The following is a 15335-nucleotide window of genomic DNA, read 5'->3' on the forward strand; positions in this document are numbered from 1 at the left end:
CACAAAATGAGCTCGGCCGATCTGATCGTCACCGGCGGACCGATCGTCACCGTCGACGCGAACCACCGAATCCCACCTATATCGCCGTGACCGACGGCCGGATCGTCGCCGTCGGCGGGGACGAGGTGCTGGACCGGCGCGGCGGCGGCACCGAGATCGTCGATCTGGGCGGGCGGGCGCTGCTGCCGGGATTCGTTGAGGCCCACGCCCATCCGACCCAGGATCAGATGATGTTCACCGACGTGGTCGTCGACATCCGCCCGGTCACCACCTGCCCCACCGCCGAAGACGTGCTGCGCACCGTGAAGAACCCCTCCGCAACATGGCAGCCGCCGTGACCCGCAAATCCCGCACCGGCCGAGTCCTCGCCCCGGAGGAACGGATCACCGTCGACGACGCCCTCGCTGCCCAGACCATCAACCCCGCCTGGCAGCTCTTCGCCGAGAACATCGCCGGATCCATCACCCCGGGCAAGTGCTCCGATCTCGTTGTCCTGGACCGCGACCCGCGCACGACCGACCCGGACACCTGGCACGACATCGCCGTTCACACCACCTACCTCGCGGGTAACCCCACCTACCAGGCGTGACCCGTGCGGCGACACCGCGCTGGACAGGCCGCCGGGCGCTGTCTACCGGAATTCTCCAGTGCCGACGAACCGTGTTCGACGAAGCCGCCCACCCATCGGGCGAGCGTCGGAACGGGTACAGCTTCCTGGCCTATCGGCCCACGAGTCGTCCGGCATCGACCAGCCGACATTCAAGTGATGCAAGTTACATAGATTAAATCTAACTTAGATTGAATCTATGTAAGATGAAGTCTCCTATGAGTTGGAGGCTTGGGTGGAGTTCAGAGGGCGGGCGGCGGACCTCGATCTGCTGAGGCGGCAGCTGGAACTTGTGACCGGTCGGACCGGGGCGACTCGAGGACGTGCTGTGGTCGTGACCGGGCGACGTCGGGTTGGGAAGTCACGCCTGGTGCAGGAGTTCTGCGACCGTTCCGGTCTGCCATATCTCGTCTTCCAGGCAACGCGGGGGCGAAACCCAGCTGCCGAACGAGGCGACTTCGCGGCTACCGTGGCGCAGTCGCCCCTCCCGGGGGCGGAATTGGTCGCGGGGATATCGGCAGGCGATTGGAACCAGGCGTTGCGGACCCTGTCCATCGCATTGCCGGATGACGCTGCGAGCATTGTCGTGCTCGACGAAGTGCCCTGGTTGGTGGAGCAGGACTCCGAGTTCGAGGGAGCGCTGCAGACGGTATGGGATCGGCACCTCTCGGCCAAGCCGGTGCTGCTGGTACTGGTTGGCAGCGACATCGCGGTGATGGAAGCGCTGCAGACGCACGGCCGCCCATTCTTCGGGCGGGCAGCGAAAATGACTGTTGCGCCACTGCATCTGGCGGATGTGCAGGCCATGACTGAACTCCCGGCGGCCGAGGCGCTGGATGCGTTGTTGATCACCGGCGGATTCCCGGAAATCGTTCAGTCCTGGCAGTCGGGCATGAGTCGCACGGATTTCCTGCGTGAGGTAGCGAGGAATCCATTGTCGCCGCTGCTGGTGGCTGGCGAGTTGTCGCTGCTGGGTGAGTTTCCCGAGGCGTCGCGTTCGCGTGCCGTGCTGGAGGCGATCGGCAGCGGTGAACGCACCTTCAGTTCCATCGCTTCCGCGGCGGGCAGTTCGGGTGTGCTGCCGGCCGGGACGTTGACGCCGTTGCTGAATACCTTGCAGGCCAAGCGAATAGTGGCCGCGGATCTGCCGCTGTCCACGAAGCCGGACACGAAGAACAAGCGCTATCGAATCGCTGACTCCTATCTGCGTTTCTGGCTGGCTTTTCTGGAGCGGGGAATTCCGCTCATCGAGCGTGGCCGGGGCGATCTGGCGTTGGACCGGGTCGAGCGTTCGTGGACGACATGGCGTGGCCGCGCGGTAGAACCGGTGATCCGGGAATCACTGCTGCGCTTGCTGCCCAATGCCCGATGGCCGGAAACCGAAGCAGTGGGCGGCTGGTGGAATCGGCAGAACAATCCCGAGCTCGATTTGATCGGTGCCGATCGCGAACCCATCGCGGGTGCAGTGCATTTCATCGGATCGATCAAATGGCTGGAGGATCGACCCTTCGATCGCCACGACTACGATGCCCTGGCACGCTGTGTGCTCGCTGTGCCCGGCGCGCAGTTCGACACTCCTTTGGTGGCGGTCTCGCGCTCCGGGGTAGACGGCGACCTGCCGGTTGCGGCCCACTGGGGGCCGGAGGATCTACTGCGTGCCTGGCAGTGAACAGCGGAAGAATCCGCCTGGCAGGCGTTGCGCCGGAAACATAATGGCCGCATACCCGGATGGGTGTGCGGCCATTACGTGAAGCCGGACTACAGGTTGACCGGGTAGGTCGGTTCCTGGATCTCGGGCTTGATGCGGTTTTCGACGAAGATGCCGTGCCAGATCATGAAGACGATCAGGGTCCAGAGGCGGCGGCTGTGGTCGACCGGGCCGGTGCGGTGCGCCTCCAGCATGGCCAGGATGGCCTGCTTGTTGAGCAGGTGGTCGGTGCCGGACTCGGTGATCTGGGCGCGGGCCCAGTCGTAGAGCTCAGGGCCGCGCAGCCAGTGGCGCAGGGGGACCGGGAAGCCGAGCTTGGCGCGGTTGAGGACGTGCGGGGGCACGATGTCCGTGAGCGCTTGGCGCAGGGCGTATTTGGTGGTTTCCTTGGTGATCTTCTGGTCGACCGGGATCTTCTCGGCGACCTTGAAGACCTCGGGGTCCAGGAAGGGGACGCGCAGTTCCAGGGAGTTGGCCATGGTCATCTTGTCGGCCTTGACCAGGATGTCGCCGCGCAGCCAGGTGAACAGGTCCAGGTGCTGCATGCGCGCCACCGGATCCCAGTGGTAGCCCTGCATGGCGTAGATGGGGGCGGTCACGTCCTGGTGGGTCCACTCGGGGCGGAATTCCCGCAGCACCGAACGCAATTGGGCGTCGTTGAAGCTGCGGGCGTTGCCGTAGTAGCGCTCCTCCAGGGTGAGCGAGCCGCGGTGCAGCAGGCTCTTGCCGCGGGTGCCCTCCGGAATCCGGTCCGACAGCTTGCCCGCCAGCTTGCGCAGCGGCTTGGGCAGGAATTCGAAGGGCTTGAGCGACAACGGTTCCCGGTAGATGGTGTAGCCGCCGAACAGCTCGTCGGAGCCCTCGCCCGACAGCACCACCTTGACGTGCTTGCGGGCCTCCTTGGCCACGAAGTACAGCGGCACCAGCGCCGGGTCGGCCACGGGTTCGTCCAGGTACCAGACGATCTCGGGAATGGCGGCCGCGTACTCCTCGGGGGAGACCATGCGGATGTAGTGCTTGGCGCCGATGGCCTCGGCGGTCTCGGCCGCCACGTCGGCCTCGGAGTAGCCCTGCCGCTCGAACGCCGAGGTGAAGGTCAGCAGGTTCGGATTGTGCCGAATGGCCAGCGCCGCAATGGCGGTGGAGTCGATGCCGCCGGACAGGAACGCGCCGACGGTGACGTCCGCGCGCATGTGCTTGGCGACGGAGTCCTCGAGCGCCTCCGCGATCTCCCGGTACCGCTTGGCCTCCGAGCCCGCCGCGAACTTCTGCACCCGGAACTGCGGGTTGAAGTAGCGGGTCACCCGCGGGGTCTCGCCCGGCTCGACCCAGGCGTAGCAACCGGATTCGAGGCGGCGGACGTCCTTGTGCAGGGTCTCGGACTCGGGCACGTACTGCAGCACCGTGTAGTGCTCGAGCGCACGCGGGTCCAGGTCGTCGGAAAGCTCCAGCGCCGGAAGCAGGCCCAGCAGGCTCTTCTTCTCGCTGGAGAAGGCGGTGCCGCCGGCGCCGGTGGCGATGAACAGCGGCTTGATGCCGAACGGGTCGCGCGCCAGGAACAGCTTGTTCAGCTGGGTATCCCAGATGGCGAAGGCGAACATGCCGCGCAGCCGGCTCGGGGCCTTGGCGCCCCAGTAGTGGAAGGCCGCCATGATGGCCTCACCGTCGCCCTCGGTGCGGAACATCGGCTCATCGCCGAACTCCGCCTCGTGCGCCTCCTTCAGCTCGGCGCGCAGCTCGAGATAGTTGTAGATCTCGCCGTTGAAGGTCATGGCGTACCGCTCGGGGTTCTCCGGCGGACCCCAGCGCAGCGGCTGGTGCGAGTGCTCGATATCGATGATCGACAGGCGGTTGAAGCCGAAGATCATGCGGTCGTCGTTCCAGGTGCCGCGCTCGTCGGGGCCACGATGGCGCTGGCAGTGCAGGGCCTCGTACACCTGTGCCGCGGTGGTTTCGACCGTCCGCCCATCCGGAGTAGTAGCCGTTGTAGCTGTCAGAAATCCGAGCAGACCACACACTGCGCCGAGAACCTCTTTCCGGGGTCTAGGGATTGGGGCGTACCCGCACGGGCACGCTGCACGCGAAACCTACTGCCCGAGTATGCCGTACCGGGGCGGATCATGCTCAGCCCGTATCCAACACCGAAAAGTTCGCAGCCCGCCTCGGTCTGGACTGCGCTCCGCCTCCCCGCGCTGGTAGCGGAAGCCGGAGCGAAGCGGACGAGCGGAGGAGGGAAGACCGAGGTGACAAGGCTGCGTACAGCCGGAGCGAAGCGGAGATGAGTTGGACGGAGCGTGTCGAAAGGGACCCAGTCACAACGGGGGCGGTTCTTTGGTCTACGCTGCGTAGTACTTGGGAAACTCTCAGGGTCGGTTGCGCGTTCGCGCGTATCCTCCCCGAGGTCCAGAACTGTGCTGAAAATGTGTCGCCCGGCGGAAGGGAGTCCGGGCGACGCGGTGTCGGAATGACGACCAGGAAGGCGTTGAGCGTGGCGCACAAGGCGAGCGAGGCGATAGGGGCACGACCCGCCCAGGGTCGGCGGGGCCGCATCCTTCGGCGGGCCGGGCTGGCGGTGTCCTTGGGGATGACCGCGATGCTCGTCTCCGGCTGCTCGATCGACAACGTTTGGCTTCGATTCGGCTGGCCTTCGGGCATCACGCCGCAGGCCACCCGCATGCGCGAGCTGTGGACCTGGTCCGTGCTCGCCGCCCTCGCGATGGGCGTGCTGGTGTGGGGCCTGACCTTCTGGACCATCGCGTTCCACCGCAAAAAGCCGAACTCCCCGGAGTTCCCGCGGCAGACCGGTTACAACGTGCCGCTGGAGCTGAGCTACACGGCGATCCCGTTCGTGATCATCGCCGTGCTGTTCTACTTCACCGTGGTGGTGCAGAACTACGTCCACGAGAAGGTCGGCAACCCGGACGTCGTGGTCGACGTGACCGCCTTCCAGTGGAACTGGAAGTTCGGTTACCAGAAGGTCGACCTCAAGGACGGCAGCCCGGTCTACGACGGCGTCGACACCGAGCGCCAGGACATGAACCAGGACATCAAGGAGCGCTACAAGGAAGCGACCAAGGATGGCCACCCGCAGCCGGGCCCGAACAACGGCCTGCCCGCGAACGACATCTCGTACCTGCACTACGACAAGGTCGAGACCGTCGGCACCTCCAACGAGGTTCCGGTGCTGGTCCTGCCGTCCGGCAAGAACATCGAGTTCCAGCTGGCCGCCGCGGACGTCATCCACTCGTTCTGGGTGCCGGAGTTCCTGTTCAAGCGCGACGTGATGCCGAACCCGAAGCAGAACAACTCGGACAACGTCTTCCAGATCACCAAGATCGAGAAGGAAGGCGCGTTCGTCGGCCGGTGCGCCGAGATGTGCGGCACCTTCCACTCGATGATGAACTTCGAGATCCGCGTCGTGTCCCCGGCGGACTTCCAGAAGTACATGGACGCGCGGACCAAGGACCACAAGACCAACGCCGAGGCGCTGGCCAGCATCGGTCAGTCGCCGGTGGCGACCTCCACCAAGCCGTTCAACACCGACCGCAAGGCGCGCGGTAACGAACTCGCCGACGCCAAGTGAGGATGAACTGACATGAAGGTCGAAGCTCGCATCTTCGAACTGATCACGGTGTTCTTCGTGATCGTGGCCGTCGTGTACGGCTACTTCACCGGCCGCTCGCGCACCGGCGTCGAGTGGGCCGGTACCACCGCCATCGTGCTGTCGGCGGGCCTGGCCCTGATCGTGGCCACCTACTTCCGTTTCGTCGCCCGTCGTCTGGACCTGCGTCCCGAGGACTACGAAGAGGCGGAGATCGTCGACGGCGCCGGCGACCTGGGCTTCTTCTCGCCCGGGTCGTTCTGGCCCATCCTGCTGGCCGGTGCGGGCTCCATCGCCGCCCTCGGCTTCGCGTTCTTCCAGTTCTGGCTGATCGGCCTCGGTGTGATCTGCATCCTGGTCGCCGCCGGCGGCCTGGTGTTCGAGTACCACCTCGGCCCGGAAAAGCACTGACGTAGATCACGAAGCGCCCCACCCGGAATCCGGGTGGGGCGCTTTGCTGTTCGCGTGTGGGTTGGGAATGTGACCGGGGGAGAACGGGTTTCGGGCTCAGGGAGTGCGGGTCCGGGAGAGCTTCGGTCGAGCTCAGATACCCAGGGCGTGCTTGAGACGGGTGGTCCGCGGGGACATGGAGGTCAGGCCCAGGAGGGCTCGGGGGAAACGAGGCTGGATTTGCGGCGGGCGGGTGCGGATGGCGGATTCGATCCAGCGGGCGGCCTCGGCGGGGTCCAGGGAGGGGTTCTCGGGGCGGTAGGCGGGGGAGCCGGAGTCGAGTGTGAAGGCGGGGTACCGGACCGTGGTGACGTGGATGCCGCGGGGGGAGAGTTCGGCGTCGGCGCATTGACCGAAGGTGGTCCAGGCGGCCTGGGCGCTGGCATAGGAGGCGAAATTGGGGGCGGCGCCGGTGTCGGCGCTCCAGGGGCCGACATTCACCACGTGCCCGGAGCCGCCGGCCAGCATGGCCGGCAGCAGGCCGAGGGTCAGGCGCAGGGGGCCGAAGTAGTAGGCGGCCATCATGCGCTGGTAGTCGCGGAAGCGGTCCAGGGATTGCAGCACCGGGCGGCGGGTGGGGCGGCCGGTGTTGTTGACCAGGACGTCGACGGTGTCGAACTCGGTGAGCAGCCACTCGACCAGCTGATCCACATCGCCGAGGGCGGAGATGTCGCAGCGGAACCAGTGGGCGCGGCCCCCGGCCTCGATGATGGTGGCGCACTCCTCGACCAGCTGAGAGCCGTTGCGCGCCACCAGGATTACCTCGGCACCGTGAAAACCCAGTAGTCGCGCGGTCTCGCGGCCGATCTCGGAGCAGGCGTCGGTGACGACGATTCGTTTGCCCTCGAGGGGGCGTTCCCCCGCAAGGGATCCGGTGGTGCGGGGACGGCGGGCAGCACGGAATTCGATCATGGGACAGGCAACCTTCATCTGAGGATTGAGCATGAACCATGCACCGACACCCCGCCGACAGTGCCGATACCGCCGCCCCGCCCGGCTGCTAACCGATAGCTGGCAGTGCGGCGGAACACATTCTATTCGGTCGGGTCATAACGCCGGGCGCGTTCGGCGACACAGATCTCGTCGATTGCGGACACGATGTCCCGCAACAGTTCCGAGGGCAGCGCCGCCGGCCGCAACCGGCAGGTGAAGGTAATGAAGCCGTGGTCCTCGTTGTCGAGTTCGCGCAGGTAGAGAGACCGTACGCCATAGGTCATGGCCGAGATGACGGTGAAGCAGCCGGTGCGTTCACGGTGCCCGGCGAACAGGTCGTGCAGGCCGTGGAAGACCCGGGCGTAGGAGGACAGGGGCGCGAAAACCGAGACGCGGTAAGCCGGTCCGCGCTCGGAGGAGCTGATGACGGTGTCGGCCAGGTACTCGGCGTCGCGCAGGGTCAGCACCTTCGGAGCGAACATGAGCGCGCCGGCGGCGGCATTGCGGACCGGCATACCGGCGCGGCCGCCCGCGGATGCGGCGATGGCGCCCAGCGACTTTCGGGCGCGCGCGCCGACCTCGCGGCGGGCGCGCAGCGAGAGGTTGGGGGTGGTGGGGTGCAGGCTCGACCACTGGCCGAAGCGCACGGTGCCCAGCTGCACGGTGCCGGTACCGACCGGCCGGGCAACTTTCAGGGGTGCGGTGTCCACCCAGCGGCCCACCTGCAGCATGGCGTCACCCGGCGACTGGATCTCACGGTAGGAGTGCTCCACCCAGGTGTCGAAGTCCAGGAACCGGTGCGCGTCGGTGGTGAGCCAGGTGCGGTCCTTGTCCACACTGGTGACCCCGAGCGTCAGCGCGGTGATGATCCCGGTGCGCCCGCCGCCGCCCAGGATCCGGCGGAACCGCTCCGCGTGATGCGTGCGCCCGCAGGTGCCGAAACGCCCGTCCTGATCGACGTATTCGAGCTCGACCACATTGTCGCTGAACATGCCGAAGCGATGCGACGCCGCCGACAGCCCGCCCACCGCCGCGAATCCGCCCGCCGTGATGTCCCGATGGTCGCCGACCACGGGCAGCCCGAGCCCGTGCGCGCCCAGCGTCCGGTCGATGTCGTAGAGGCGCGCCCCCGCCTGCACCCGCACCGTCCCGGCGTCGGCGTCCACCACCTGGACCCGGTTCATCTTCCGCAGGCTCAGCACGCTGCCCTGATCGGGCAGCGCGAGCTCGTCCTCCGGCCGTTCCCCGCCCCGGATGATCAGCGGTTTCGTCGAACGGCGTGAATCCCGAACGGTCCGAACCACATCCGCGGTATCGCGGGGCAGAAATTCGTCGGGGTGGGTGGAGACGGGCGTGCTCATGGCGCTACAGCTAACCACAGTCACGCGCATTGTGCTCGTCCTTGGACGGGCGTCCTGGTGAGCACTGCGCGGACACGCCGTGAACAGCGCGTTTTAGGTTGTGGGACACAGGTTCCCTGCGGGTTTGCGGGCAGCGTTTGTCGCCCCTCGCGCGTAGAGTCCGGGCCATGAGTTTCCTGGGCGGGATGTTCGGTTCGCCGCGAAATCGGTTCGGCAAGAAGGTCTTGGAACAGGTGCTCGGCTACGAGGCCGTGGAGACCGCGCACTTCGACACCGAGGCGTTCGAGATCGGCTACCGGCTGAAGAACGGGTACGTCGCCAAGATGAACCTGGGCACGCTGTACCGCCGGTTCGACGGGAAGATCAGCGCCGGGCTGTTCCAGGCCGTCGACAGCCTCATCCTGCCGCCGGAGGCGCCGCAGGGCTGGGAGCAGGTGGCGCCCAGGCTGCGACCGGTGCTGCGGCGGGCCGGGTACGGGTCCGGGGCGATACGGGTCGGCGAGCTGGAGGGGCGGGACCTGGTGCTCTCGCGTCCGGCGCTGCCGTTCCTGACCGAGATGGTGGTCATCGATCTGCCCAGCACCGTGCAATTCGTGACGAAACAGGAACTGTCGAGCTGGGGCGTGGACGCGGAGCAGGTCTACGCCGTCGCGCATGCCAATCTCACCGAGCTGGCCATGAACACGCTGGAGGCCCTCGAACCGCCGCAGGGGATGCGGGTGATGGACTTCGTCGACGACGACGGCGAGAGCTATGTCGGTTCGCTGCCGCTGGTGGCCGGGTGGCTCGAGGGCGTGCGGGCCCGAACCGCAACGCGCCCACTGCTTTTCCTACCCGGGCACCTGGGCATGCTGGTCGTGCTGGGCGCGACGCCCGCAGCGCTGCCGCAATTGCTGGCGCTGGCGGCGGAGCGGCTCGAGGGGGCGTTGCGACCGCTGTCCGCGGTTCCGTACACCGTCGACGACAACGGCGACGTGGTCCCCTTCGAAGTGGACGCGGACCATCCGGCCCATGGGCTCATCCGCCGCGCGCACGCGCAGCTCGCGGTGGGGGCGTATCACGCGCAGACCGAGCGATTGCGCGCCGAGGCGGAGCGCGAGGGCGCGATCATGGAACTGCTGCACGTGCGGGCGCCCGACGGCAGCGAGTACACCATGACCTCCTGGACCGACGGGGTCACGAATCTGCTGCCCGCCGCCGATTTCATCTGCTTCGTCACCGGCGACGGCGATGTCTTCCGCGTCGCTTGGGAGGACGTGTCCGGGCTGGTGGCACTGGAACTCGCCGCCGAGTACGACCCGCCGCGCTATCGCGTGCGCGACCATCCGCCCGCCGAGATCATGACCCGCCTGCGCACACTCGCCAGCTGACTCTGTGCCCTGCGACCAACTCTGTGCCCTGCGAGCAACTGTGTGCCCTGCCGCCAAGTGGGTGCGGCGGCGCGTCGGCGGTGTGGCGCGATAACCGCACGATTCTGTCGCCTCTGTCGGCTAGGGTCGCGGCGTGGACAGGGCGCAGCTGACAGCGGACATGGCCGACGGGGCGAGACCGGAGTTCCTCTTCTTCTGGGGGCACACCCGCACCCCCGGCCACGAGGTCGGCAAGTGGGTGCTCAGCCAGTGGTGGCCGGTCGAATTCAGCGTCGACGGCCAGAACTACGGCAGCGCAGAGCATTTCATGATGGCCGAGAAGGCCCGGCTGTTCGGCGACGAGGACATGCGCACCCGCATCCTGTCCAGCGACACCCCCGCCGACGCCAAGCGCATGGGGCGCGCCATCTCCGGCTTCGACCAGGACACCTGGGAAGCCCACCGCTTCGACATCGTGCTGCGCGCCAGCATCGCCAAATTCGGCCAGCACGAACAGCTCCGCGACTTCCTGCTCGCCACCGCCGGCAAGGTGCTCGTCGAAGCCGCTCCCCGCGACACCATCTGGGGCATCGGCCTGGGCGCCGACAACCCCTCCGCCGCCGACCCGGCGCGCTGGCGCGGCGAGAACCTGCTGGGCTTCGCCCTCATGGACGCCCGGGACGCCCTGGCCCCGGCCCGCCAGTCCTGACCCGCCCCGCGGTAGGGGAGGATCGGGGGATGGACACGGTGCGGAGTCGTGAGGTGTACGCGAATCGGTGGATCACGCTGCGGGAGGACGTGGTTCGGCAGGCCGACGGGGAGGAGTCGGTGTACGCCTACATCCGGAAGGCGGACTTCGCGATCGTGATTCCGTGGGATGGCGAGCGATTCCACCTGGTCGAGCAGTATCGGTACCCGCTGGGGCGCAGGTGCTGGGAGTTCCCGGGCGGGGCGGTGGCGGGGGAGAGCGATCCGATCGCGGTGGCTCGGCAGGAGCTACGGGAGGAGACCGGGTTGCGGGCCGGTCGGCTGACGGCGCTGGGGAAGGTGGCGCCCGCCCCGGCCACCAGCACGCACTACGGGACCGTGGTGCTGGCCACCGAGCTGACGGCGGGGCCGCACGAGCGGGAGCCCTCCGAGATGGACATGGAGTCCGCCTGGTTCACCCGGGACGAGGTGGAGGCCATGATCCTGGCGGGCGCGATCGTGGATGCCCAGAGTGTGGCCGCGTATTCCCTGCTGTTGCTGCACGAAAGGCGCGGCGGGCTGGGCTAGCTAGCCCCGGTCGGCGTGCTCGATGAGGCCCGCGACGACCTCGGGGAAATCGGCGGTGATCTGGGGGCCGATCTCGGGGCCGAGGGTGGCGGCGGCGGGGCCGGTGATCTCGGTGCGGTAGACGACGCGGGTGGCGCCGGAGGGCAGAGTGTCGAGGCGGTGATGGGTCAGCACCTCGAAGCCCTCGCCGAGGAAGACGTCGCTCCAGAGTTCGCCGTCGACGATCTCCACGAAGCGCAGCTCCACGGTGTCACCGTCCGGCGAGGTCATGCGGAAGGTGGTGCCGGGCGCGAAAGGCCCGTCCAGCTCGAAGGTTTCGATGCCGGGATTCCACTCGGGCCAGCGGCTCGGGTCGGACCAGCTGCGCCACAGCGCCTCCCGGGGCACGGTGGTCTCGGCGCTGTGTTCGTACTCCCACATGATCTCGTCCTCGATCGAAGTTCAGTCGGATAGACGGTTTATCACATTCGAAACCTGAAGATCCGCTGAAGGTGAACCGCGATCGCCCTTGCGCTGTGCCGGGAATGGCGTTTAATCGGCGTCGCGGTCCATGCATCGAAGGGCCGGGGGGATTGATCATGGATCGTATTGGTGCACACAACGATACGAAGAGTGATCGATATGCGCGGAAAACTCCGACCGGCACTGATAGTGGTCACCCTGCTCACGGCTCCTCTGGCGACCGGCCTGGCCACCGCTCACGCCGTGCCCGCGGCGGGCGTCACCGCGGCCCGCCACCACGATGGCGACCAGGATCAGGACGGGAACGGCGATCAGGACGGATCCGGCGGTGGCCAGGGTGGATTCGGCGGAGGTCAAGGCGGATTCGGCGATCAGAACGGATCTCGCGACCAGGGTGACTGGTGGTTCGTCCACCACTGCATCCAGCAGCACGAGTGGTGGCAGCAGCGCTGCCGGCGAGACGGCCCCGACATGTGGCACCGCGGTGACCCGCAGCCGAACGGCAGCTGGTAGGCCTCACCATTCGATGCGGCCGTACTCCTCCTGTCCCCAGATGTGACCCCAGAACGTACCCGTCGGGCCGTCGGCGGGCAGTGTCGCGAGGTGGACGCTGGGCTCGGCGCCCTGTTCGGCGGTGCGGAAACCGCTGTTGGCGTTGAGATCCGTCGCGGTGTAGCCGGGATTGGCGGCGTTCACCTTGATGGGGGTGTCCTTCAGTTCGAGCGCGTACAGGACCGTCACCATGTTCACGGCGGTCTTGGACGAGGTGTACGGGATGGCCGAAACCATTTGCGACATGGGGCTGTTCGGATCGGTGCGCCCGGCCAGCGAGCCGACCTCGCTGGACACGTTGACGATCCGGGCCGCCTCGGCGCGCCGCAGCAGCGGCAGCAGGGCATTGGTGACGGCGACCAGTCCGAAGACATTGGTCTCGTACACATGCCGCAGGGTGTCGAGGGTGCCCGACGACGGCTTGCCGTCACCGTCGAGGCCGCCGCTGATGGCGGCATTGTTGACGAGGATGTCGAGCCGGCCGAAGTCCGCCTCGATCTGGGCGGCCGCCGCGGCGATGGACTGCTCGTCGGCGACGTCGATCCGGACGAAGTGGGCGTCCGCGCCCTCGGCCCGCAGCTTGGCGGCAGCGGCCTGCCCGAGTTCGGGGTCCCGCGCGCCGAGCAGGACGGTCATGCCGCGCGCGGCCAGCTGCCGTGCGGTCTCGTAGCCGATGCCCTTGTTGGCGCCGGTGATGAATGCGGTGATGGTCATGGGAGAAGCATCACGCCGCGCGGGTTGCGGCGGGAGGCCCAAGTTGTGCCACCCAAAATCGGGACGGCGGCCCACACTGGAGCCATGGCTGACAGGAGCGAACTCGCGGCTTTTCTGAAGGCTCGGCGTAATCGGCTGACACCCAGCGATGTCGGCCTGCCCAATGGGCTCAACCGCCGCGCCCCGGGATTGCGCCGGCAGGAGGTGGCGCAGCTGGCGGGCATCTCGGTGGATTACTACATCCGCATCGAGCAGGCCCGCGGCGCGAAGCCGTCGCGGCAGGTGCTGGCGGCGCTGGCCCGGGCGCTCATGCTCACCGTGGACGAGCGGGAATACCTGTTTCGGATGGCGGGGGAGTCGCCGCCGGTCACGGCCGGGCCGCACAAGACTGTGCCGCAGGCGGTGCGGTCCATCCTCGACAATCTGGCGGCGCCGGCGTATGTGGTGGACGCGACCTACGAGGTGCTCGCCTGGAACCGGGCGGCCACGCCCTTCGTCGGCGATCTCGACACCGTGCCCGGCCACGAGCGCAACATGATCCGCTGGATGTTCCGGGAGGCCGCCGACCATCCCCAGTGGGCCGACGCCGAGACCCGCGACTTCGCCCGCGCCCTGATTGCCGATCTGCGCGCGGCCTATGCCCGGTATCCGGGGCATCCGTCGCTGGCCGCGCTGGTCACCGAACTGCTGGGCACGTCGAAGCGGTTCGCCGACATGTGGGCCGCCCACGATGTGGAGGTGCGCCGGATCCACCGCAAGCGCATCCGTCATCCGGAGCTGGGTCCGCTGGACTTCCACTGCCAGGTGCTGCACATCTCCGACACCGATCAGCGGGTCATCGTCTACTGCGCGACGCCGCACACCCGGACCGCCGCCGTCTTCCAGTCGCTGGCCGCCGCCACCGACCGCTGAAGGTTTGCCAACATTCGTTGGCCAACAAGTGTTGACATGGCTTCGACCGGGCCGTACCGTCTAAATCAACAGACGTTGGCCAACAAGCGTTGGCAGAGCCTCAGGAGTCGTCATGAACACCGTCCCCGCCACCGCCTCGGTCGTCATCGTGGGTGCCGGTCCCGCCGGGCTGACCGCGGGCATCGCGCTCGCCGACGCGGGTGTGAACGTGGTGCTGCTCGACAAGCTGGCCGAGGGCGCCAACACCTCCCGGGCGGTCGTCGTGCACGCCCGCACCCTGGAGGTGCTCGAGCAGTTCGGCGTCACCGAGACCCTGCTCGAACGTGGAATCGTGGTGCCGCACTTCGTGATGCGCGACGGCGACCACGCGCTGGCCCGCATCTCGTTCGAGGGACTGCCCACCGCCTACCCCTACACCGTGATGATCGGTCAGGAATCGACCGAGGCAATCCTGCTGGCACGCCTCGAGAAGGCGGGCGGGCAGGTGCACCGGCACACCGAGGTCACCGGCGTCGTCCAGGACGCCGACGGTGTCACCGTCTCCTTCACCGACGCCGACGGCGCCGCGAATTCCGTTCGCGCGGACTGGGTCATCGGTGCGGACGGCATGCACAGCCCGGTCCGCGAGGCCGCCGGGATCGGCTTCACCGGCGCCACCTACCCCGAGTCCTTCGTTCTCGCCGATGTCCGCATGACCTGGCCGGACCCGCGCGACGAGGTCTCCCTGCACCTGTCGCCCGAGGGGGTCACGGTCGTCGCGCCGCTGCCCGACCCGCAGCCCGACCGCTTCCGCATCGTCGCCACCGTGGCCGACGCCCCCGAACACCAGGATCTGGCCTATGTACAGGCGCTGGTCGACGCCCGCCGGCCCGGCGCGCACGCGAAGATCGAGGAGATCGTCTGGAGCTCGCGCTTCCGGGTGCACCACCGGGTCGCCGACCACTACCGCGCCGGGCGCATCCTGCTCGCCGGGGACGCCGCGCACGTGCACAGCCCGGCGGGCGGCCAGGGCATGAACACCGGCATCCAGGACGCCGCCCTGCTGGGCCGCCTGCTCGCCGCGGTGGTCGCGGGCGCCCCCGCGTCCACCCTCGACGAATACGAGCAGACCCGTCGCCCGGTGGCGCTGGGCGTGGTCAGCTTCACCGATCGCATGACCCGCATGGCGACCCTGCGTCCGCTGCCCGCGCGGCTGGTCCGCAACCTCGTCATCAGCACCGCCGCCCGCATCCCGGCGTTTCGTCGCAACATGGCCTACCAGCTCTCGGAACTGGCCAATCGCTGACTGTCGCAGCATGATTCGGCGGCCCGCACCCTCGGGTGTCGCGTCCTGGTCCGGTAGCACCGCGATCAAGGACGCCGACTCCGTCATGCCGTAACCGTTCATCACGGTCGCCCGGGGGAACGCCGC

General features: G+C 67.8%; 16 protein-coding genes. 11 read left to right on the top strand and 5 right to left on the bottom strand.

Features of this window, described 5'->3' with window-relative positions:
* Window positions 1-86: 86 nt before the first annotated feature.
* The 3 genes from ACWEKS_RS38155 (at window position 87) to ACWEKS_RS38165 (ending at window position 2276) form a co-directional block, all read left to right on the top strand.
* The gene (locus ACWEKS_RS38155) at window positions 87-338 is read left to right on the top strand and encodes a hypothetical protein (protein ID WP_452344592.1); all 252 of its coding nucleotides are present in this window, start codon (window positions 87-89) and stop codon (window positions 336-338) included.
* A complete protein-coding gene (locus ACWEKS_RS38160; RefSeq protein WP_452344593.1) occupies window positions 323-589 on the top strand; it encodes an amidohydrolase family protein in 267 nt (88 codons plus the stop codon). The genes ACWEKS_RS38155 and ACWEKS_RS38160 overlap by 16 nt, the downstream gene beginning before the upstream one ends.
* Window positions 590-1145: 556 nt before the next feature.
* A complete protein-coding gene (locus ACWEKS_RS38165) occupies window positions 1146-2276 on the top strand; it encodes an ATP-binding protein (protein ID WP_452344594.1) in 1131 nt (376 codons plus the stop codon).
* Between the two features lie 89 nt (window positions 2277-2365).
* On the opposite strand, the gene asnB is transcribed toward ACWEKS_RS38165, so the two are convergent.
* A complete protein-coding gene (gene asnB, locus ACWEKS_RS38170; protein WP_452344595.1) occupies window positions 2366-4333 on the bottom strand; it encodes an asparagine synthase (glutamine-hydrolyzing) in 1968 nt (655 codons plus the stop codon).
* 446 nt (window positions 4334-4779) lie between these two features.
* On the opposite strand from asnB, the gene ctaC reads away from it, so the two are divergent.
* Together ctaC and ACWEKS_RS38180 are read left to right on the top strand one after the other, a co-directional pair.
* Entirely contained in the window at window positions 4780-5898 is a 1119-nt protein-coding gene (gene ctaC / locus ACWEKS_RS38175) for an aa3-type cytochrome oxidase subunit II (RefSeq protein ID WP_452344596.1), read from the top strand.
* A gap of 12 nt (window positions 5899-5910) precedes the next feature.
* A complete protein-coding gene (locus tag ACWEKS_RS38180) occupies window positions 5911-6327 on the top strand; it encodes a cytochrome c oxidase subunit 4 (protein WP_354847810.1) in 417 nt (138 codons plus the stop codon).
* A 132-nt stretch (window positions 6328-6459) separates the two neighbouring features.
* Here ACWEKS_RS38180 and ACWEKS_RS38185 read toward each other — a convergent pair whose 3' ends face one another.
* Entirely contained in the window at window positions 6460-7278 is an 819-nt protein-coding gene (locus ACWEKS_RS38185) for an SDR family NAD(P)-dependent oxidoreductase (protein WP_452344597.1), read from the bottom strand.
* A gap of 122 nt (window positions 7279-7400) precedes the next feature.
* The gene (locus ACWEKS_RS38190; protein WP_452344598.1) at window positions 7401-8660 is read right to left on the bottom strand and encodes an FAD-binding oxidoreductase; all 1260 of its coding nucleotides are present in this window, start codon (window positions 8658-8660) and stop codon (window positions 7401-7403) included.
* Window positions 8661-8827: 167 nt separating this feature from the next.
* Here ACWEKS_RS38190 and ACWEKS_RS38195 point away from each other — a divergent pair, with 167 nt between their 5' ends.
* From ACWEKS_RS38195 to ACWEKS_RS38205, 3 genes are all read left to right on the top strand, one after another.
* Entirely contained in the window at window positions 8828-10030 is a 1203-nt protein-coding gene (locus ACWEKS_RS38195; RefSeq protein WP_452344599.1) for a hypothetical protein, read from the top strand.
* 133 nt (window positions 10031-10163) lie between these two features.
* Window positions 10164-10718, top strand: coding sequence for an NADAR family protein (locus ACWEKS_RS38200; RefSeq protein WP_452344600.1), 555 nt, complete (start codon window positions 10164-10166; stop codon window positions 10716-10718).
* A gap of 29 nt (window positions 10719-10747) precedes the next feature.
* A complete protein-coding gene (locus tag ACWEKS_RS38205; protein ID WP_452344601.1) occupies window positions 10748-11284 on the top strand; it encodes an NUDIX domain-containing protein in 537 nt (178 codons plus the stop codon).
* On the opposite strand, the gene ACWEKS_RS38210 is transcribed toward ACWEKS_RS38205, so the two are convergent.
* On the bottom strand, window positions 11285-11704 hold the full coding sequence (locus ACWEKS_RS38210) for an SRPBCC family protein (protein WP_452344602.1): 420 nt from the start codon (window positions 11702-11704) through the stop codon (window positions 11285-11287). It abuts the gene before it with no gap.
* 201 nt (window positions 11705-11905) lie between these two features.
* Between ACWEKS_RS38210 and ACWEKS_RS38215 the strand changes: the two genes are divergently transcribed.
* Window positions 11906-12259 carry a hypothetical protein gene (locus tag ACWEKS_RS38215; RefSeq protein WP_452344603.1) on the top strand — a complete coding sequence of 118 codons (354 nt, stop codon included), beginning with the start codon at window positions 11906-11908 and terminating at the stop codon, window positions 12257-12259.
* Between the two features lie 3 nt (window positions 12260-12262).
* On the opposite strand, the gene ACWEKS_RS38220 is transcribed toward ACWEKS_RS38215, so the two are convergent.
* Window positions 12263-13012: an SDR family oxidoreductase gene (locus ACWEKS_RS38220; protein ID WP_452344604.1), complete on the bottom strand. Its 750-nt coding sequence runs from the start codon at window positions 13010-13012 to the stop codon at window positions 12263-12265.
* Window positions 13013-13096: 84 nt separating this feature from the next.
* On the opposite strand from ACWEKS_RS38220, the gene ACWEKS_RS38225 reads away from it, so the two are divergent.
* Both ACWEKS_RS38225 and ACWEKS_RS38230 read left to right on the top strand, forming a co-directional pair.
* On the top strand, window positions 13097-13924 hold the full coding sequence (locus ACWEKS_RS38225) for a helix-turn-helix transcriptional regulator (RefSeq protein ID WP_452344605.1): 828 nt from the start codon (window positions 13097-13099) through the stop codon (window positions 13922-13924).
* Between the two features lie 112 nt (window positions 13925-14036).
* The gene (locus tag ACWEKS_RS38230; RefSeq protein WP_452344606.1) at window positions 14037-15209 is read left to right on the top strand and encodes an FAD-dependent monooxygenase; all 1173 of its coding nucleotides are present in this window, start codon (window positions 14037-14039) and stop codon (window positions 15207-15209) included.
* Window positions 15210-15335 lie beyond the last annotated feature (126 nt).

The sequence above is a fragment of the Nocardia sp. NPDC004711 genome (assembly GCF_053601595.1).